We start from the raw sequence: 18617 nt of genomic DNA, 5'->3' as shown, positions 1-18617 counted from the left end.
AACCCACACTCGTGTCCGTCTATCTGTACCGATGGGGGAAGCTCGCCTTCCGCCGCAAATGGATAGTCCTGCCCGTCTGGCTCGTGCTCTTCGTCCTGGTATCCGGTGCGGGTTTCACGTTGAGCAAGCCGATGAGCGACGAGTTCAGCATGCCGTCGCTGCCCTCGGAACGCGCTACCGAAATCCTGGACAGGCAATTTCCGGGCATGTCCGAGCAATTCGGCATCGATGCGGTCGGCGGAGACTACGTCATCCGGGCGCCCGAGGGTACGAAGCTGACCGACCCGGGCAACCGCGCCGCCATCGACAGGTTGATCGCCGACCTGAAGACCCTGTCGGCGGGTGAAGACAATCATCGGCTCGTCGCGGACAAGGACGCTGCGACGCTGCTGAACCCGGTCGACGTGACCGAGCGGATGGGCTGCCTGAAGACCGCCGACCCGGCCGTGTGCTCCGGCGCCCCGCTCAACGTGCTGAATTCCCAGGCGCCCGCCACCGTCGCCGTGCTCTCCGTGCCGTTCGACATCGCGTCGGCCATGGACATCAGCGACGCCGAGCGCGATGCCGCCTACAAGGTCGCGGGCCCGGCCCGCGAGCAGGGGCTGACCGTCGAACTCGGCGGTGCCATCGCGCAGCAGCAGGAGCAGCCCAGCGGTCAGGCCGAAATGATCGGCATGGGGGTCGCGCTGGTGGTCATGGTGATCGCCTTCGGCGCCATCGTGGCCGCGTTCGTCCCGATCATCACCGCCATCGTCGGCCTGGGCGCCGCCACCGCGGTGATCATGCTGGGGACCGCGGTCATCGAGGTGCCGAGCTTCACGACATTCCTGGCGTCGATGATCGGTATCGCGCTGTCGATCGATTACGCGCTGTTCATCGTCTCGCGGTACAAGCACGAACTGAATGTGGCCGACTCCCCGGAGGAGGCCGCCGGAACCGCGGTCGGCACCGCGGGGTCGGCGGTGGTGTTCGCCGGGCTCACCGTCATCATCGCGCTGAGCGCGCTGGGCATCGTCGGCGTGAAGTTCCTGACCTTCATGGGTCTCGGTGGCGCCATGGCTGCCCTGTTCGCCGTCCTGACGGCCATCACTCTGATGCCCGCGCTGCTCGGCGCGTTCGGCCGCTTCCTGTTCAAGCCGAAACTGCCGCTGGTCGCCCGGCACGACCCGGAGGACAACGCGTCGGTCACCAACGGTATGCGGGTGGCCCGCCTGATCGGCAAGGCGCCGTGGGCCGCCCTGATCCTTGCCGTCGCCGCATTGGCCGTGCTGGCCGCCCCGGCGCTGAAACTGCAGCTCGGCCTTCCGGGCGAGGACAGCTTCCCGACCGATTCCACGGTCCGCCACGCCTACGACATCCGCACCGAAGGCTTCGGCGAGGGCAGCAACGGCAAGCTGATGGTGGCCGCCGATCTGGCGAATGTCCCTGCGGCACAACGCGAAGCGGCCGTCACCGCGCTGCGCGACCGGCTGGCGGAGTTCCCGGAGATGGACTACGTGACCGCGCCGCGGCTCAGCGAGAACGGACTCGGCGCGATGCTCACGGGTGTCCCGAAGGCGGGCCCGAACGATCAGGACACCAAGGATCTGGTGCGCGCGGCGCGCGATGCCGAGGGCCGACTGACCCAGCAGTTCGGCATCGAGTACGGCATCACCGGCACCACGGCCATCTACGCCGATATGGACCATGTGCTGCTGGGCAAGATCCTCCCGTATCTGGCGATCGTCGCCGGTGCCGCGTTCGTGCTGCTGATCCTGGTGTTCCGGTCCATTCTGGTCCCGTTCACCGCGGCGCTGGGCTTCCTGCTGTCGATGGCGGCGACCTTCGGGGCCACCGTGCTGATCTTCCAGGAGGGCGCCCTCGGACTGATCTCCGATCCGCAGCCGATCGTCAGCTTCCTGCCGATCATGTTGATCGGCTTGGTCTTCGGCCTCGCCATGGACTATCAGGTGTTCCTGGTGACCCGCATGCGCGAGGAGTACGTGCAGGGCAAATCGCCGAAGGCCGCCATGATCTCGGGTTACCACCACGGTGCCCGCGTGGTCACCTCGGCGGCGATCATCATGATCTCGGTCTTCGGCTCCTTCCTGCTGGAATCCGACGCCACCGCCAAGTCCATGGGCTTCGCGCTGGCCGCCGGTGTCGCCATCGACGCGTTCCTCGTGCGCATGGTGCTGGTTCCGGCGCTGCTGGTGATCATGGGCAAGGCGTCGTGGTGGATTCCGCGGTGGTTCGACCGGATCCTGCCGGATATCGATGTCGAGGGGACGAAGCTGCGCGAGCTGCAGCAGCGCTCCCGCGATGCCGCGGCGGATCGCGGGGAGTCGGCGGTCGAGTCGGAGTCGGCGCGGGTCGCTGAGCCTGCTCCGCCGGATCTCCCCGAATCGGAGCCGGTACCCGCCGGTCGGCACCGGGCCGTGGACAGCGATGGGGCACATCGGATTTCGGACGTGGAGGACGGGCAGTTCGACTCGGTGAGCGGCCGGACGATCGGCGGCCGGATTCATCGCGAGGACGGGCATCCGGTGCCGGATGCGGCGCTGACGCTGATCGACCCACGCGGACACCAGGTTTCGCGCGCGACCGGCGGCGACGACGGAAGCTACACCATCGAACCGCCCGCGCCGGGGAGCTATGTCCTGATCGTCTCGGCCGGTGGGCATCAACCGGCCGCGGTGAACGTGACCGTCGCGGACGACGCACAGCGTATCGACGTCACAGTGCAGGGGTCCGGCCAGCTGTCGGGCGTGGTGCGCACGGCCGTGCGGGAACCGGTGGCCGGAGCCACGGTCACGGTGACCGACCTGCGCGGCGAGGTGGTCGGTGCGGCCGTGTCGGCCGCGGACGGTGCGTACGCCTGCCACGGTGTGCCCGCGGGGACCTACACGCTCGTGGCGGTGGCCGCCGGGGTCCGGCCGACGGCGGCGACGCTGACCGTACCCGCCAGTGGCCGTTTACATTTCGATGTCGAGCTGGCACCCATGGCGATGCTGTCGGGAACGGTGCGCGCCGACGGCATTTCCGTCCACGACGCCCAGGTCACGGTGCTCGACCGGTCCGGTGTGGCCGTCGGCACCGCCCGCACCGACGCGGACGGCCGCTACGCGGTGCCCGACCTGCCCGAGGGCGAGTACACCGTCGTGGCGCGCGGCTACCCGCCGGTGACCGGCCGGGTCACCATCACCGGCGGCGAGACCGACCACGACGTCCGGTTGGGTTTCGACGTCGAGGAGCGGGTCAGCTGACGAGCGTCAGGAATTCCTCCGGGCTGATCCGCCTGTCCCCATCCAGATAGGTCCGGTTCAGAATCGCGAGCGAATAGTGTGGATGGGTGGTTTGTGATGGGCGGGTGGTTTTTCTGAATGGGACGTCGAGTTCGGGGAAGACGACGTTGGCTCGGGCCATTCAGGATGAAAGTGATGTGCCGTTCGTTTATTGGGGGATCGATACCCTGTTCGGTTTGGTGCCGCCGGACTGGGGTGGGGGGCGGGATGGGCCGCTGAGCCGGGAGGGATTCTGGTACGACCGTGGTGGGCGGGATGCGGATGGGCATCCGCTGGTGGTCGTTCGGTATGGCCCGGTCGGGTTGCGGATGCTGCGGTCGGCATGTGCGGCGGCGGCCGAATTCGCCTACGGCGGTGATCATCTGGTCATCGATGAGATGTTGCTGGCGCCGGAGGTGATGCCGATGTGGATGGCGGCGCTGGCGGGGCTGGACGTGCGGCTGGTCGGGGTCGTGTGCCCGCTGGCGGTGGCCGAGGAGCGGGAGTTGGCGCGGGGCGGCGTAATCGGGTTGGCGCGTGGGCATTTCGGCACGGTTCACGACCATGGGTACGCCTATGACATGGTGGTCGATACGAGTGCGGGAACGCCCGCAGAACTGGCTCGGAATGTCTTGCTGGGGTAGTGGTTACCGCAAGCGGCCGGGGAGGGGAGCGAGGGCGTAGACGCGCCAGAAGTAGGCGTCCGCGGCGTGCTGGTCGGCGGCGAAGTTGACGGCCTCGGCGATCTTGCCGTCGCGGATGCGGAATGCCAAGGCCCACAGGATGTCCAGGCCCTCGGGGGTGGTGCTCCAGCCGCGGTGCAGGTCGATGACCCAGTCCCCGTCGGCGGCCAGGCAGATCGGCTGGGCGCGGAATCCCGCCCTGCCGAGTTCGCGGAAGAACGCCAGCACCTCGTCGACACCGCTCTTGACGCCCGACAGCGGGTGGTGGCCGGGGATGGTCCAGCGGATGTCGTCGGCGAAGAACCGCCGTAGAGTATCGAGATCGCCTGTGCCGTAGGCGGTGTAGTAGTCGTTGATCAGCGCCACGTTGGGATGCGGCGGATCCGCGTGCGCCGTCGCGGCGGTGAGCGCCGATCCGGTCGCCGCGACGGCCGCGGCGAGACCGAGCCCGCGCAGCAACTCGGCACGGGTGAGACCGGGGCGGTCGGTGAACAGCGTCATGGTGCCGACGGTATGGACGCGGGCGGGTCGCGGTCCAATACTTGCACCTATAACTACCCGGTATAGGTCGGAGGGCGGGGCGTGGACGTCGACACCCGTGTGTTGCGGTATTTCGTGGCGGTGGCCGACCACCTCAGCTTCAGCCGGGCCGCGGACAGCCTGTACGTGTCGCAGCCGACGGTGAGCCGCCAGATCCGGCAGCTCGAATCCGATTTGCAGACAAGGTTGTTCGACCGCAGCGGCCGCGAGGTCCGGCTGACCGCGGCCGGGGAGTCGCTGGTGCCGATCGCGCGCGGGCTGCTCGCCGACTGGCAGGCGGGCGAGCGGACGGTTCGCGGCGTGGCGGCCGCGCGGGCCGCGGTCGTGCGTGTCGGATTCGAGGCCACCGGCGCCGGGCCGCTCGGCACCCGCGCTCGCACGCGTTTCGCCGCCCTGCACCCGGAGGTGACGATCGAGCCGAAGCGGCTGGATTGGGGCGGGGAGGCCGACGCGTTGCGGGAGGGACTGGTCGATGTGGCGTTTCTGTGGCTGCCCGCCGACCTGACCGGTTTGCGGACGAAACTCGTTGCGGTGGAACAACGCTGGGTCGGCATGGCGGTGGATCACCCGCTGGCGGAACGCGGCAGCGTCGCCATCATGGACCTGCGCGCGGAGGCGGTGCTGTGGACTCGGCGCGCGCCCCGGGAATGGGTCGACTGGTGGGCGGTCAACCCGCGCCCGGACGGTTCCGAACCGATCTGGGGTCCGCACAACGACAACGTGGAGGAGATGCTCGACCATGTCGCCGCGGGCGCCGGGATCTGCATCAGCCCGCACTCCATGGCCGTCTACCACGGCCGCCCCGATCTCGCGTGGCGGCCGATCGTGGATATCGCGCCCCTGCGCATCGCCGTGGCCCGCCCGGCGTCGGCCGTCAACCCGATGGCGGCGCGCTTCGCGGACGTCGTCGCCGAGGTGTCGGAGTTGCGCGAGAAGTAGTGCGGAACAGCGGATTTCCGGCCGCCGTGGATTCAGCGGAACGGCACGGAGTGGGAGGGGAGGATCCTCGAGGTCAGGGGGATCGCGGCGGTGAGGGCGAGGGTGGCGAGGCCCGCGGTGAGGAAGGATCCGGTGAGCGCGAAGATGATGACCGCGAATGTCACGCAGGTGAGGACGGCCAGGACCGCGGTTCCCGACTCCACCCCGAGAACCAGCTTCGGAGGATGCGGCCTTGCGTCCATATCTCCTGAGTACCCAGGTCGGGGACCACCGAACCGGCGAATGCCGCCGGAAATCCGTCATCGGCGGGCCCGCGGGGAAAGCGCGGCAGAGCCTTTCAGGGCTTGGTGGCGACGATGAGGACGTTCTTGCCGAAGAGCCCGCTCGTCACCGACTGCAGGGCCTTGCTCAGCGGGAACACCATGCGGTCGTAGAACTTCAGGGCGGCGGGGTTGATCGTGCCGTCGCCGCGGCCGAATACCTTGTAGGCCAGGGTCGCGAAGAAGCCGATCGGGTCGCAGTAGCGCGATTCGGCGATCGCCAGACCCGCCGTGCGCAGCATCTGCTCGAGCTGGGCGCGGCGGTAGCGCCGATAGTGTCCCACCTTGACGTCCATGGCCGAGAACAGCACCTCGAGCGCGGGCACGTAGACGATCAACGTGCCGCCCGGGCGCAGCAGCGACGCCAGCCGCTGCGACGCCTGCCGATCGTTCTCGATGTGCTCGAGGACGTTGAACGTGTAGATGACCTCGTACTGTTCGGGGACGGCGGATGCGGTCTCGTCCACGAGCCGGTAGCCCTTCGACAGCAGCGCCGTGCGCAGCGTGGGATCCGGTTCGAGGCACTCGGGCACTATGTGCCGCGCGGCGAGCAGGTCGGCGTAGGTTCCCGACCCGGCGCCGAAGTCGAGCACCCGCAGGCCCGGCGAGGTGATGTGCTCCTCGACGGTGTCGACCAGGAATTTGTTGTAGTTGACGGCCTCGGCCATCGCTTCGAGGTTGGAGCACCCCGTGTAGGCAAACCCGCTGCTGGTCACGATGCCGCCCCTCTGTCGCTCGAGTGCACTGGTGGCTCCGTGCGGCCCATTGTGCCACAGCGTATGCTGAAAGTTTGCCAACCGGGGTCGGCGCGGCGGACTGTGCGGGTTGCGGGCTGCCTACACGCTCTGCGCCACCCCGGCCGCGATCGGTTGCTGAATTCCGGATTCGGGCGGGCACCGGTCGAACCACGGTCGGGCGGTTTCGATTTCGGCCGCGAGCTGCAGCAGCAGGTATTCGCTGCCGGAGGGGCCGACGAACTGGGTACCCAGGGGGAGCGCGGCGGCGGTCCAGTACGTCGGCACGCTCATCGCGGGACGGCCGGTGATGTTGGCCAGCTGCGTGAACGGGACCGCGGAGAGGTTGGCGGTCACCAGATTCCGGTAGAAGTCGGTGCGGCCCAGCACCTTTCCGGCGCCGAGCTGCAGGAACGGCGGCAGCACGGTATCGGCCAGCGCGGGGGTGCGGTTCTGGCCGATGCGCAGCGGCGGCGCGGCGAGCGTGGGGGTGAGCAGGAGGTCGTAGGTGCTGTGGAACTCCGCCAGCGCCCGGGTGTAGTCGTTCCATCGGGCATGGGCGAGAACGAGTTCGGGCGCCGGGACCGCGCGGCCCACCGCCGCCAGCACCTGGGTGTCGATATCGAAATCCGTGGGCGACGACCGGGTCAGGCGGCAGGTCCGGTCCAGTTCCGCCGCGGCCGCCGCGGTCCAGACGGTCATGAAGTCCAGTGCCAGTCGGCGGCCGTCGATGCCCAGGGTGGCGGGTTCGGCTGTGTGGCCGAGGGATTCGAGCAGGGCGGCGGCATCCTCGACCGCGCGGACCGCCTCGGGATCGACCGCCGTGCCCTGCGGGGAATCGCTGGTGAAACCGATCCGCAGCCGGCGCGGCGGTTCGGTGACGGCGTCGCGGAAGGGGCGATCGGGACGCGGCACCGCGTAGGGCGCACCGGGATCGGGGCGGCCGAGGATATCCAGCATGGCCGCGGTGTCGCGGACGCTGCGCGACAGCACGCCCGGCGTGGCCGCGCCGAAGAGCGGATCGCCGACATCGGGACCGCTGGGGACCAGGCCGCGCCCGGGTTTCAGGCCGAACAGGCCGGTGCAGGCGGCGGGGATGCGAATGGAGCCGCCGCCGTCGCTGGCCCCGGCCATGGGGACGATGCCCGCGGCGACGGCCGCGGCCGAACCACCCGACGAGCCGCCCGGGGTGCGGGTGGTGTCCCACGGATTGCGCGTCGCCCCGAAGGTCTTGGTCTCGGTGATCGCCTTGCTGCCGAATTCGGGGGTGGTGGTCTTGCCGAAGATCACCAGACCGGCGTCGAGCCAGCGCTGCACGACCGTGCTGTGGCGGGTCGCGCGGATCGAGCGCAGCGGCCCGGTGCCGCCGGAGGTCGGGTATCCGGCGTAGTCCTGGCCCAGGTCCTTGAGCAGGAACGGCACGCCCGCGAAGGGGCCGCCGAGTTCGGGACGGCGGGCGAGGTCCTCCCCGGCCCGCTCCATCAGCAGGCTCACCGCGTTGAGCGCCGGATCGACCTTCGCGCAGCGGTCCAGCGCGAGCCGCAGCAGCTGCGTCGGGTGCACGTCACCCCGGGCGACCAGCTCCGCCAGACCGACCGCGTCGTACCCGCGGTATTCGTCGTACCTCATCGTCGCTCCTCGTCGCGGGACACCCGGCCGCCTCCGAGGATAGCCGTACCACTCGGTTACGCAACCGCTCGGAACGAGTCGCATTTCCGCGTCGTGACGACCCGTTATGCTCCTGCGATGACCGAGCGGAGGGGTGAGACCAAGCTGGACGGCCGCGCGCTGCGGTTCCAGCACCGGCGCCCGGAACTGCTCGCCGCCGCGACCGAGTACGTCCTCGACAACGGCGTGCGCGATCTGTCGCTGCGTCCGGTGGCCCGGGCGCTCGGCGTCAGCCACGCCACCCTGATCCGGCACTTCGCGACCAAGGAGGCGCTGGTCACGGAGGTGCTCGAGCACATCCGCGCCGATTTCGAACAGCACGTGCTCGGCGCGGAACTGCGCGCCGCCGACTCACCCGCGGACCTGTTGCGCGCCACCTGGCGGCATCTGTGCCAACCGCGCGAACAGCGTCAGTTCCTGGTGCTGTTCGAGCTGGTCGCCACCGCCGCGCGCACCCCCGACCACATGGTGTCGCGGCTGGTCGTGGACTGGCTGACGGTGATCGAACGCGAACTCGCGCGATTCGACTGGCCGTCCGAAACCCGGTCGCAGACAGCGACGTTCATCCTCGCCCAGGTTCGGGGGCTGCAGCTGGACCTGATCACGACCGGCGACCGCGCCCGGGTGGACGAGGCATTCGAGGCCACGGTGGAGTTTCTCGTGCGCCGGGCCGATCAGCGCGGGTTCAGCAACGGCTCGAACGCGGCGCGGACGTCGGCATCCGACGAACTCACATAGAACTGCGGCGGCGGCCCGAGATCGGCACACGCCCGGACCGACCGGTCGACGGTGTCCGTCAGCGGGGCGTCGGCCAGGCGGTGACCGGCGTGGACCCGGTCGGCGCCCGCGGCCACCGCCGCACAGTCGCCCGCCTCCCGCGCCCGCGCGAGCTGGGTGCCGACCCGTGCGGCGTCCACACGCAGCAGCACGACCGCGGCGAGCACGGGAATCGCGGCGGCCAGCGCGATGATCCGCTGCCGCCACACCCGCGCGGACGGGGCCGGGCGGCGCGCGGCGAGCAGCCAGCCGTGTGTGACGACGGTCACCCACCACAGCAGCACCACGACCTCCGCCCACACCGATCGCGCGGCTCCGGCGAGAAAGACGACGAGCAGGGCGGTCACGAATCCCGACCCGACGGCCGCGGTGCGGCGCCCGGCCAGCAGATACCCGATGCCGAGCAGCGACGCGTTGCCGAGCGCGATCGCCCACCGATCGGCCGAGGAGGCGGCGGACACCGGTTGCTCCATCCCGAACCCTTTCCGAAATGCGTCTGCGGGGGGATGGCCAGTGTCGGACGGCACCTCCGGGAGGGGTCCCGGCGTCGGTGCCCATGGAGGTACCGGCCGGTCCTCCCGACAGGGGCGGGTTTCGCGGGCACAGATGATCACCGGCGTCGATTACCATTCGACAATCGATCCTCCGCGGACGTCGGAACGATCCGGTCCGCCGATACGCGCGAGGGACGGAGATCGGGAGAGTTGTTGTGGTGCAGCGGTATACGCCGGAGGTCGAGGTCGGCCTCGCAGCAATGCATGAAGAGTACGAATCGTTGTTGCGGGACGGGAGGCGGTGGTCGTTGCGCAGCCTGTTCAGCACGTCGGACGGTGATATCGCCGACTATTGCCGGAGCTTCCGGCCCAACCGTTTCGGGGCACAGGCCCGCGCGGAGACGGAGCGCTTCTGCCGCCGGTACGACATCTGGCTGGAGCCCGGCGGCGACCACTACAACAGCATGACCCCGTATCTGCATCCCAATACGATCACCGCCGAGCGGATGACGATCATCGGGATCTTCAACGCGATCCTGTTCTGGCTCAACGATCGCGTCGGCCGGGAGAAGTTCGGCCACCTGTCCGCGCTCGAGCAGCAGCAGGCCCGTGACCTGGTGGATCGATTATGCGTGCTGCTCGACACGCAGTACGCGGCGGAGCATCTCACTCCCGTGGAAGCGGCGACGGCCGAACTGCTCACGATGCTGCGCAAGGATGCCGACGAGGCCTGGTTCGATCGGTTTCTGACGGCGACGATCGATCATCTCCGCCCGGCGATCCGGGACCAGAACGCGCGCGCCCGCGACGGGCTGCTGGGCGTCGAGGACTACATCGCCCTGCGGGTCCACGTGTCGGGCATGTATCCGGCCATCGCGCTGTGCGAGTTCGCCCGCGACGACTATCTGCCGTGGGATCGGCTCGGGGCCGCCGGGCTGGCCCAGCAGCTGCATCAGCTGCGGCTGTCGACCGCCGAACTCGGCGCGTTGATGAACGACATGTTCTCCTTCGAGAAGGAATGCATCGCCGACCGGGCCGACTTCAACCTGATCCCGATCCGCCTGTTGAACAGCCCCGGGGCCACCCTCGCCGACGCCATCGACCGGGCCGCGCAGATCGTGCGCGATCGGCTGGGCCGGTTCCACCGGACCCGGGCGGCACTGATCCGCCGTTGCGCGACACTCCCGGACGCGGCGCTGGCCGAGTCGGTGGTCGCGCACGTCGACGACCTGGAACGCTGCGTGCAGGCGACCTGGGTGTGGCAGCACACAACCCAGCGGTACAAAGGGTTGTCGATCTTCACTGAAAACCTGCCGAGCTGACTGTTCCCATCCCCGGAAAAGATTCCGTGCGATAGCTTTTCGGAACATGCGTCTACCGTGGGATGACAATGACGCCGCCCTGGACGAGGGGTCGACCCGGGCGGTGCGGACCATCGAGGGGGTTGTGGTGGACGAACCCGAGTACCTGGCGCTCGCGTCGACGTGGGACCGGGCCCTGGCCGAGACCGTCGGCGCGCACGATCGGCGGGCGCTGCTGTCCGAGCTGATCGGCGATCTGCTGGCGGGGCTGACCGCCGAGCCGTTCGATGCCGACGTCGGCATCCGGGTGGGCGAGGCGCTGGCCCGGGCGCAGCTGACCGACCCGACGGTGCCGATCGTGTCGGCGCAGGTCCTGCACGGTCTGGCCGACGACGTCGGCCATCCCGACGCCGCGCGGCGACTGGCGTCACTGCTGGTGGCGATCGGCCTGGGGCATCAGTCGCGGGTGCAGTCGGACACTCGGATCCTCGATCGGGTCCGCCGCGACGTCGACCAGCGGTTCCGGATCGTGTTCGACAACGCGGCCATCGCGATCGCGGTCGGCGATATCGACGGTGTGCTGCTGGAGGCCAATCCTCATCTCGCCGACATGATCGGTGTTCCGATGGAGCAGCTGCGCGGAATCTCGGTCTACGATTTCGCCCATCCCGACGATCAGGCCGAAATTCGCCAGCTCGTCTACGACAAGCTCGTGCCCGCGCAGGAGGGCACCGTCAGGATCGAGCGGCGGCTACTACGCGCCGACAGCAGTGTCGGCTGGGCGTCGTTCACGATCACCTACGTCAAGGGCACCGGCGGGCAACCGGACTACCTGCTCGCCCTCGGGGAGGACGTCACCGAGCGGCACCGGCTCCAGGAGAAGCTGCGGCACCAGGCCCGCCACGATCCGCTCACCGGGCTACCCAACCGCCGCCACCTGCTCGACCGGATCGACGAGGTGATCGCCACCGCCGCCACCACCGACCGCATCGGCCTGTGCTTCGCCGACCTCGATCGGTTCAAGCACGTCAACGACCACTACGGCCACGGCGTCGGCGATCAGGTTCTCGCCGCGGTCGCCGCCCGCCTGAACCACAGCGTGCGCGACCACGATTGTCTCGTCGCCCGCATCGGTGGCGACGAGTTCGTCGCCCTCATCCCGCCACCGGCCAGCACCGATCACGTCACCGCCATGGTGGATCGACTGAAATCGTCGCTGACGGAACCGATCACCGCCGACGGGCACCGGCTGCAGATCTCCGCCAGCATCGGTGCGGTCGTCACCCCCGTCGCCGGTGCCAGACCGGAGTCGCTGCTCGACGCCGCGGACACCAGCCTGTACTACGCCAAGGCCAACGGCAGGGGTCACTGGGTCCTGCACACGCTCCATGCGCCTGTCACGCGGTAACTGCCGGCGCGCCGCGACCGGCCGACTGTGGTCCGGCGCCGGGCAGGGGTCTGTGGCAGACTCGGAAAGCAGGACGAACGAGGGCGATAGGGGGCGATCGATGATCGAAGGCTCGGCCTCCGCCGCGGACGGTGCGGGGCCGCTGGACGATTCGGCGAGGCAGCAGCGAGCCCTGGCCTCTCGCCTGCGGAAACTGCGCCACGCCGACGCCAGCCGGGGCCGTCACCCGCAGGCCGAGGCCGCGCCGCTGTGGATGGATACCTACCTCGCGCTCGAGGATTCGTGCTCACTGCTGCGCTGTTACGCGCCCGGCGTGATTCCGGACCTGCTCCAGACGCCCGCCTACGCGCGGGAGGCGCTCGCCCTCGCGCGCCCGGCCGATGATGTCCAGCAGCAGGTCGACCTGCTCCGGCGGCGTCAGGAAATACTGGACCGCCGCAACCCGCCCCGATTATGGGTGGTGATCGAACAGGCGGCGCTACGCCGCCAACCTGGCGGCCATCAGGTCTGGCGCGATCAGCTCAACCATCTCGCCGGCGCCGCCCAACGGCCGAACATCACCGTGCAGATCATGCCTGACCACGCCTGCGGCCCGCTCATCAGCACCATTCCCTTCGTCCTGCTGCGGCTCGCCGACGCCGATCTGGGCGATATCGTGCACATCCATCACGCCACCGATGCGCGATTCCTGGACCGGCCCAGCGACCTCGACACCTACCATGCGATCTGGGACCGCCTGTGCGTCAACGCGGTTCGCCCCGACCGCACCAGCGACATCATCACCGCCGCCGCCGACGGCTCGCCGCTGTGAACCTCGTCATGCCCGGGCCGACGCCAGCTCGATCACGGTGATATCGGAGGGAGCGCCGACGCGGACCGGGGGTCCCCAGGCACCCGCGCCGCGGGTGACATACAGCTGCGTGTCGCCGTAGCGTTCCAGGCCCGCGACCGTCGGATTGGCGAGTCCCGCAACGAGATTCCCGGGCCAGATCTGGCCGCCGTGGGTGTGCCCGGACAGCTGCAGGTCGACGCCGTATTCGACGGCATCGTGGATCTGTACCGGCTGATGCGCCAGCAGCACCGCGGTGCGCGCGAGATCGCGATCGGCGAGCGCGGCGGCGAAATCCGGTCCCTGCCCGATGCGTTCGCCCTGCACATCGTTGACGCCTGCCAGATCGAAATGCGGGAGTTCGGTGCGGCTGTTGGCCAGCAGGCGCAGTCCGAGCTCCTGGACGTGGTCGATCCACTGCTCGGCGCCGGAGAAGTACTCGTGATTGCCGGTGACGAAATAGGCGCCGTGCCGCGCCCGCAGCCGCGACAGCGGTTCGACCGCCGAGCGCAGGTGTTCGACGCTGCCGTCGACCAGATCGCCCACCACCGCGATGAGATCCGGCTGCGTGCCGTTGATCGTCTCGACCACCCGCTCGGCGAATCCGCGGCCCAGAATCGGGCCGAGATGAATATCGCTGACCACCGCGATCCGGTAGCCGTGCGCGGCGCGCGGCAGATTCGCCAGCGGCACCGCCAGTCGCTTCACCCGCGGACCGGCCAGCACGCCATAGGTGCCGTAACCGACCGTGGTCACCGCCGCCAGCCCCGCCGCCCCACCCACCACCCGGGATACGAACAGCCGCCGCGAAACCGGCGCGGGCGGCTCGGCTGGCGCGGACGGCCCCGGCACAGCGTTCGCGGCGACCGGCGTCGGCTCGGCCCGTTCGGCGGCGTCGTCCCCGCGGGACAGCCACCATCGCAGCAGCGGGCGGACCGGCTCGGCCGCCAGCAGCCACAGCACGAGGTACACCAGCAGCGCGCCCCACATGTATCCCGGCCAGGCGATGAGCTGGATGAGCAGGAACGCCAGCCCGGCCCGTTCGGCGACGAACGCACCGATCAGCAGCACGGGACCCGCGACCAGCACCGCGGTGCCGAGGTAGCGGGCGGCCGAGCCGCGCGCCGTCGTATCCCGCACGAGCCGCCGCCACAGATACCAGTGCAGCCCGCAAATCGCCAGGGCGACAAGGCATACCACGACGACGATTCCCACGACCATGACCACCTGCACGGCATCAGCCTAAGCCGAACCGGATTCCGGGTGACCCTCGAGGCGGCCCATGACCCCCGTGAACCTGCCCGACGGACCGAGCACGCCGGGCATCGTGCAGGCGTTGGAGATACTGACCGGACGGACCCGCGCGTGGCGGCGCCTGCGCGAGCGCCACGGCTCGGCGTTCACCGGGCGGCGTCGTGGCGCACCCAGGTGCGCCAGGCGATCGAGGCATGGATCGGCGCCTCCCAGCGCGACACCTCGATCACGCTGGCCTGGATCCGCGACATCCCCGCCCTCGGCGAGGATGCCCGGCAGCTGCATCGCGACACCGGGGAGGCATTCGTCACCCTGATCCGGAACCTCACGGCGACACCGGAATTCCAATCCGCCGACCTGCACCCGCCGTCGCGGCAGACGGCGACGACCCTCCACGGCGGCTACCGCGAACTGATCGCCTCCACCGTCGAGGCGGGCGGCGACATCACCACGATCATCGACACCGCGGTCGCGCTGATCGGCCCGCGCCGCGAGCCCGCCGGGGAATGACCCGACGCCCGAATATCAGTGGGGCCGTGCCGTTTCCAGGGCGCCCATGACACTCCCGGTCAGCTCGACCGACCGCACCCGGTCCTCGATCCGGTGGGCGTGGTGGGCGAGGATGAGCTCGTCGGCGTCGATGGCGGCGGCGAAATCGTCGAGGTACGTACGGATCTCGGCGGGGGTACCCACGGCGGTGTAGCGGGTCATCGCGGTGAGCTGGGCGCCGTTGGGGGAGGCCAGGAACGCGTCGATCTCCTCGTCGGTGAAGCGGGCATCCGCCGCGCCGCGCTTGATCATCATCCGCGCCCGGGCCCGGTAGGCGACCGTCTTCTGCTCGGCCGCGGCGTCGTGGTCGTCGGCGGCGAACACGTTGACACCGGCCATCACGTACGGCTCGGCGAGCTGATCCGACGGCCGGAAGTGCTCGCGGTAGGTGGCCACGGCCTGGTGCAGCGCGTCGGGGGCGAAGTGGGAGGCGAACGCGTACGGCAGGCCGAGCTGCGCGGCGAGCTGGGCGCCGAACAGCGAAGACCCCAGAATGTACAGCGGCACAACGCCTTCCGCGCGCGGAACGGCCTGCACTCCGGGCACCCGCGAATGCCCGGTGAGATAGCCCTGCAGTTCGAGCACGTCCTGCGGGAAGCTGTCCGCGGAGCTCGGATTGCGCCGCAGGGCGAGCATCGTCTTCTGATCGCTGCCCGGCGCCCGGCCCAGCCCGAGGTCGATGCGCCCCGGGTACAGCGTCTCCAGCGTGCCGAACTGCTCGGCGATCACCAGCGGCGAATGATTGGGCAGCATGATGCCGCCGGAGCCGAGCCGGATGGTTTCGGTCTGTGCCGCGACATGTCCGATCAGCACACTCGTGGCGCTCGAGGCGATGGAGCCCATGTTGTGGTGCTCGGCGTACCAGACGCGCCGGTAACCGCTGCGTTCGGCGGCGCGGGCCAGGGCGACGCTGTTGTCGAAGCTGTCGCGCGCCGAGGCGCCCGGTGCGATCGACGCGAGGTCGAGGATGGACAGTGCTAGCGGCATTCGACGCTGCCTTTCGTGGTCACAGAGTGCGGTGCAGGTGCTCGGTGAAGGCGCGGATGCGGGCGTCGTCGCGGCGGTAGTAGGTCCACTGCCCGCGGCGGGTGGCGGTCAGGAATCCGGCCCGCTGCAGGATCGCCAGATGCGCCGACACCGTCGAGGCCGACGTCCCGGCCTTGCGCTGAATGAGCCCGACGCAGACGCCGAACTCCGCCGTCTCGCCGTCACATCCGGGGAAGTTCGCGGCCGGTTCCTTCAGCCACTCCAGGATGCGCAGCCGCGTCTCGTTCGCCAGCGCCTTGCACTCGTCGAGCACACTCACCTTCCTTCGGCATTTCGCTAATATCCGAATTTATGCCGCGAGCAGCGGATGCGCATTGTGACCCTGGTCACCGGCGCTCAGTTCTGTGGCCACAGCACCGGGTCCTCCGGGCACAGGCTCGCCGAGCGGGTGGTCGGCACCGGGCCGGTGCCGGGGTCGAATGCCCACTCGGAGATCGGGCCCGCCGCCTTCCAGAACAGCGTGCCCGACGCCTCGACCACCTGATACCGGTGTTCGCTGCCGTCGACGAGCAGGGTGCCGACACAGGAGTCGGTGTATTCGGTCCCCGGTTGCACCGCGCCGACGCTGAACACGCCCGCCGGTGGCATGGCCGCGCCCGGATTCGCGACCGTGCTCGGGGTGCCGACCGCCGCGCCCCGAATCCAGTGCGGTGTGCCGCGATCGGTCACGCAGGTGAAGGCGGAACCGCCCGCGACGACCGTGGCCGAATTCGCGTAACCGGTTCCGGCCCAGAGGCATTCGGTATCGGCACCGGGTGCCGCGGCCGCGACGGCGGCACCGAGAAAGCTGACGGTGGCGACCGCGGCCACGGCCCCGGCCAGCCCGCGCAGCCACAGCGGTCGGGTGGGTCGGCTCCCGGGCGAGGCGGAGAACTCGGATTCGTTGGTGAGCATGCCTCGCACGGTAGGAATCGCCGGTGCCGATCCACACCCCGCTGTGGAGCTGTTCGGCCGTAATACCGTGGTACTAGGGGTTTCTCGGGGCCGCGGCGGACCGTCGTGCACGGATCGTCACGCAGATGTGTCGCCGATCCACATCCGCGTTCACTCGGCGGATATGTCCTCGCGGCACCCTGGAGTCTGACTGCGGGCCGCGATCGTGCGGCCGCCGACAGTGCCGCGCGCCCGATGCCGCAGAATGGCTGCGGGTGTGCGGAAGTGTGAGCCTCGAACACGACAACCGGGGCAGAATGGTAGGCCGTGCGTGACGATCGACAACCTATCCGGCTCGGTGGCTTTGCGAGCCGGATCGCCGGAGCCTGCGTGGGTGGCTCGCCCGCCCACCAGTTCGGACCCGGTGCGGGGCAGTGAGTACGCGGTGCTGTTGCGCCGGGTGCGCCAGGCCGGGCTGCTGGACCGGCGGGTGCGGTACTACGCCTGGAAGAGCGCGATCACGGCGGTGGCGTGGGTGGCCGGATGGGTGGCGTTCGCCCTCGTCGGCGACTCGTGGTGGCAGATCGGGGTCGCCGCGTGGCAGGCCGCGGTGTTCGCGCAGCTCGCGTTCCTCGGTCACGACGCCGGGCATCGGCAGATCTTCCGCACCCGGTGGGCCAACCACCTGTACGGGCTGATCGCCGGGAACCTCGGCATCGGGGTCAGCATCGGCTGGTGGACCAGCAATCACAATCGCCACCACGCCCACCCCAACACCGAGGGGGAGGACCCGGACATCATGGGGGTGCTGGCGCACTCCGGCGAGCGCGCGCGGCGCGGACAGGGCCTGCGGCGCTTGATATTCCGGTATCAGGCGTGGCTGTTCTTCCCGATGCTGCTGCTGGAGGGCTGGAGCCTGCACGGCGCGAGCGTGAAGGGCGTGGCGCGCTGGGATATTCGGCATCGCCGGTGGGAGGCGGCGCTGCTGGCAGCGCACGGGATCGGGTACCTGGCCTTGGTGTTCGCCGTGCTGCCGCCGGTTCCCGCCGTCGCCTTCGTCCTGCTGCACCAGGGTCTGTTCGGGCTGTACATGGGCTGCACGTTCGCTCCCAACCACAAGGGGATGGCGGTGCTGACGGCCGCGGAGTCCACCGACTTCCTGCGCCGCCAGGTGCTCACCTCCCGCAATGTGCGCGGCGGCCGGTTCGTCGATGCCGCGCTGGGCGGGCTGAACTATCAGATCGAGCATCATCTGTTCCCCGCGATGCCGCGGCCCTCGCTGCGCCGGGCGCAACCGCTGGTGGTGCAGTTCTGCGCCGAGCGCGGGCTGCCCTACGCCGAGACCGGGCTGCTGGATTCCTACGCGCAGGCGCTGGGGCACCTGAATACCGTCGGCAAGAGCACGCGGGCGGTGCCCGCGACCGAACCCGAGGCCCGCCCGCTGGTGTCCAGTTCGCCGGGCGCGGACTGACTGCCCTCAGCAGCTCCGCAGCGCCTCGGCGACGGCGTCCTTCTCCGACTGCTGCAGCGTGAGGGCCCATGTCGATTTCACCGCCACCCACATCCGCGCATAGGTGCAGCGGTAGGCGGTGTTGGGCGGCAGCCACTGCGCCGGATCCTGGTCACCCTTGGCACGATTCGAGGCCGCGGTGACCGCGATCAACTGCGGATCGTCCAGGTCGTTGGCGAACTGCTCGCGGCGCTCGGCGCTCCAGTCGGCGGCGCCCGAGCGCCCCCCCGCCCCCCGGGCGGCCACAAGAACGATTTCGACATAGCCCCCCTCGGCCACGGGTTTTTCGGCGAAGGGCCGGCCCCCGCAGTCCACGCCCAGCCACCACACCATCGCGATTCACCAACACGTCCGTCGGCCCCGGCCGTGCAGAGAAAGGCTCAGCCATGGCACGGATCTGGTTGATTGCCATTGCCATTGCAGGCTTC

Annotated in this window: 20 protein-coding genes and 1 pseudogene; 10 read left to right on the top strand and 11 right to left on the bottom strand. The window is 69.7% G+C overall.

Annotated features, from left to right (window positions below):
- Window positions 1-11 precede the first annotated feature (11 nt).
- Both QH290_RS18425 and QH290_RS38145 read left to right on the top strand, forming a co-directional pair.
- Window positions 12-2312 (top strand): annotated as a pseudogene (locus QH290_RS18425) (MMPL family transporter); the annotation flags it as partial.
- 105 nt (window positions 2313-2417) lie between these two features.
- Window positions 2418-3245, top strand: coding sequence for an MSCRAMM family protein (locus QH290_RS38145; protein ID WP_280384187.1), 828 nt, complete (start codon window positions 2418-2420; stop codon window positions 3243-3245).
- On the opposite strand, the gene QH290_RS18415 is transcribed toward QH290_RS38145, so the two are convergent.
- On the bottom strand, window positions 3238-3405 hold the full coding sequence (locus QH290_RS18415; protein ID WP_280384193.1) for a hypothetical protein: 168 nt from the start codon (window positions 3403-3405) through the stop codon (window positions 3238-3240). The genes QH290_RS38145 and QH290_RS18415 overlap by 8 nt on opposite strands.
- Here QH290_RS18415 and QH290_RS18410 point away from each other — a divergent pair.
- Window positions 3332-3907, top strand: coding sequence for a chloramphenicol phosphotransferase CPT family protein (locus tag QH290_RS18410; protein ID WP_280384146.1), 576 nt, complete (start codon window positions 3332-3334; stop codon window positions 3905-3907). The genes QH290_RS18415 and QH290_RS18410 overlap by 74 nt on opposite strands.
- 3 nt (window positions 3908-3910) lie before the next feature.
- On the opposite strand, the gene QH290_RS18405 is transcribed toward QH290_RS18410, so the two are convergent.
- Window positions 3911-4447 carry a nuclear transport factor 2 family protein gene (locus tag QH290_RS18405; protein WP_280264802.1) on the bottom strand — a complete coding sequence of 179 codons (537 nt, stop codon included), beginning with the start codon at window positions 4445-4447 and terminating at the stop codon, window positions 3911-3913.
- Window positions 4448-4528: 81 nt separating this feature from the next.
- On the opposite strand from QH290_RS18405, the gene QH290_RS18400 reads away from it, so the two are divergent.
- A complete protein-coding gene (locus QH290_RS18400) occupies window positions 4529-5425 on the top strand; it encodes a LysR family transcriptional regulator (protein ID WP_280264801.1) in 897 nt (298 codons plus the stop codon).
- A 32-nt stretch (window positions 5426-5457) separates the two neighbouring features.
- Here the strand turns inward: QH290_RS18400 and QH290_RS18395 are convergent, their stop codons facing one another.
- The 3 genes from QH290_RS18395 to QH290_RS18385 all read right to left on the bottom strand — a co-directional run bounded on the left by QH290_RS18395 (window position 5458) and on the right by QH290_RS18385 (window position 8108).
- Window positions 5458-5667 (bottom strand): hypothetical protein, encoded by a 210-nt coding sequence (locus QH290_RS18395; RefSeq protein ID WP_280264800.1) that lies wholly within the window; start codon window positions 5665-5667, stop codon window positions 5458-5460.
- Between the two features lie 95 nt (window positions 5668-5762).
- Complete coding sequence (locus tag QH290_RS18390; RefSeq protein ID WP_280264799.1) at window positions 5763-6461, bottom strand: class I SAM-dependent methyltransferase; 699 nt, start codon at window positions 6459-6461, stop codon at window positions 5763-5765.
- Between the two features lie 120 nt (window positions 6462-6581).
- Complete coding sequence (locus QH290_RS18385) at window positions 6582-8108, bottom strand: amidase (protein WP_280264798.1); 1527 nt, start codon at window positions 8106-8108, stop codon at window positions 6582-6584.
- A gap of 117 nt (window positions 8109-8225) precedes the next feature.
- Between QH290_RS18385 and QH290_RS18380 the strand changes: the two genes are divergently transcribed.
- Window positions 8226-8885 (top strand): TetR/AcrR family transcriptional regulator, encoded by a 660-nt coding sequence (locus QH290_RS18380; protein ID WP_280384144.1) that lies wholly within the window; start codon window positions 8226-8228, stop codon window positions 8883-8885.
- On the opposite strand, the gene QH290_RS18375 is transcribed toward QH290_RS18380, so the two are convergent.
- On the bottom strand, window positions 8822-9397 hold the full coding sequence (locus QH290_RS18375) for a hypothetical protein (protein WP_280384141.1): 576 nt from the start codon (window positions 9395-9397) through the stop codon (window positions 8822-8824). The genes QH290_RS18380 and QH290_RS18375 overlap by 64 nt on opposite strands.
- Window positions 9398-9633: 236 nt before the next feature.
- Here QH290_RS18375 and QH290_RS18370 point away from each other — a divergent pair, with 236 nt between their 5' ends.
- The 3 genes from QH290_RS18370 to QH290_RS18360 all read left to right on the top strand — a co-directional run bounded on the left by QH290_RS18370 (window position 9634) and on the right by QH290_RS18360 (window position 12938).
- Window positions 9634-10740, top strand: coding sequence for a terpene synthase family protein (locus QH290_RS18370; RefSeq protein ID WP_280384139.1), 1107 nt, complete (start codon window positions 9634-9636; stop codon window positions 10738-10740).
- Between the two features lie 46 nt (window positions 10741-10786).
- On the top strand, window positions 10787-12127 hold the full coding sequence (locus tag QH290_RS18365; protein WP_280264794.1) for a diguanylate cyclase domain-containing protein: 1341 nt from the start codon (window positions 10787-10789) through the stop codon (window positions 12125-12127).
- Window positions 12128-12227: 100 nt separating this feature from the next.
- Window positions 12228-12938, top strand: a complete 711-nt coding sequence (locus tag QH290_RS18360) for a DUF5753 domain-containing protein (protein ID WP_280384138.1) — start codon at window positions 12228-12230, stop codon at window positions 12936-12938.
- 6 nt (window positions 12939-12944) lie between these two features.
- Here QH290_RS18360 and QH290_RS18355 read toward each other — a convergent pair whose 3' ends face one another.
- Window positions 12945-14189, bottom strand: a complete 1245-nt coding sequence (locus QH290_RS18355) for a metallophosphoesterase (protein ID WP_342213746.1) — start codon at window positions 14187-14189, stop codon at window positions 12945-12947.
- Between the two features lie 132 nt (window positions 14190-14321).
- On the opposite strand from QH290_RS18355, the gene QH290_RS18350 reads away from it, so the two are divergent.
- Complete coding sequence (locus QH290_RS18350; protein WP_280384136.1) at window positions 14322-14720, top strand: hypothetical protein; 399 nt, start codon at window positions 14322-14324, stop codon at window positions 14718-14720.
- A gap of 15 nt (window positions 14721-14735) precedes the next feature.
- Here QH290_RS18350 and QH290_RS18345 read toward each other — a convergent pair whose 3' ends face one another.
- The 3 genes from QH290_RS18345 to QH290_RS18335 form a co-directional block, all read right to left on the bottom strand.
- A complete protein-coding gene (locus tag QH290_RS18345; protein WP_280384134.1) occupies window positions 14736-15746 on the bottom strand; it encodes an LLM class flavin-dependent oxidoreductase in 1011 nt (336 codons plus the stop codon).
- A gap of 19 nt (window positions 15747-15765) precedes the next feature.
- Window positions 15766-16059 carry an ArsR/SmtB family transcription factor gene (locus QH290_RS18340; RefSeq protein ID WP_342213221.1) on the bottom strand — a complete coding sequence of 98 codons (294 nt, stop codon included), beginning with the start codon at window positions 16057-16059 and terminating at the stop codon, window positions 15766-15768.
- 83 nt (window positions 16060-16142) lie between these two features.
- Window positions 16143-16700: a hypothetical protein gene (locus tag QH290_RS18335; RefSeq protein ID WP_280384132.1), complete on the bottom strand. Its 558-nt coding sequence runs from the start codon at window positions 16698-16700 to the stop codon at window positions 16143-16145.
- A 373-nt stretch (window positions 16701-17073) separates the two neighbouring features.
- Here QH290_RS18335 and QH290_RS18330 point away from each other — a divergent pair, with 373 nt between their 5' ends.
- Window positions 17074-18150, top strand: coding sequence for a fatty acid desaturase family protein (locus tag QH290_RS18330; RefSeq protein WP_280384130.1), 1077 nt, complete (start codon window positions 17074-17076; stop codon window positions 18148-18150).
- Window positions 18151-18156: 6 nt separating this feature from the next.
- On the opposite strand, the gene QH290_RS18325 is transcribed toward QH290_RS18330, so the two are convergent.
- Complete coding sequence (locus QH290_RS18325) at window positions 18157-18522, bottom strand: GmrSD restriction endonuclease domain-containing protein (protein ID WP_280384128.1); 366 nt, start codon at window positions 18520-18522, stop codon at window positions 18157-18159.
- Between the last annotated feature and the right edge of the window lie 95 nt (window positions 18523-18617).

Source organism: Nocardia wallacei (assembly GCF_029869545.1).
In the GTDB taxonomy this organism is placed as follows: domain Bacteria; phylum Actinomycetota; class Actinomycetes; order Mycobacteriales; family Mycobacteriaceae; genus Nocardia; species Nocardia wallacei_A.
The sequence above is the reverse complement of the archived record's forward strand: the minus strand, read 5'-3'. Positions and strand labels throughout refer to the sequence as shown.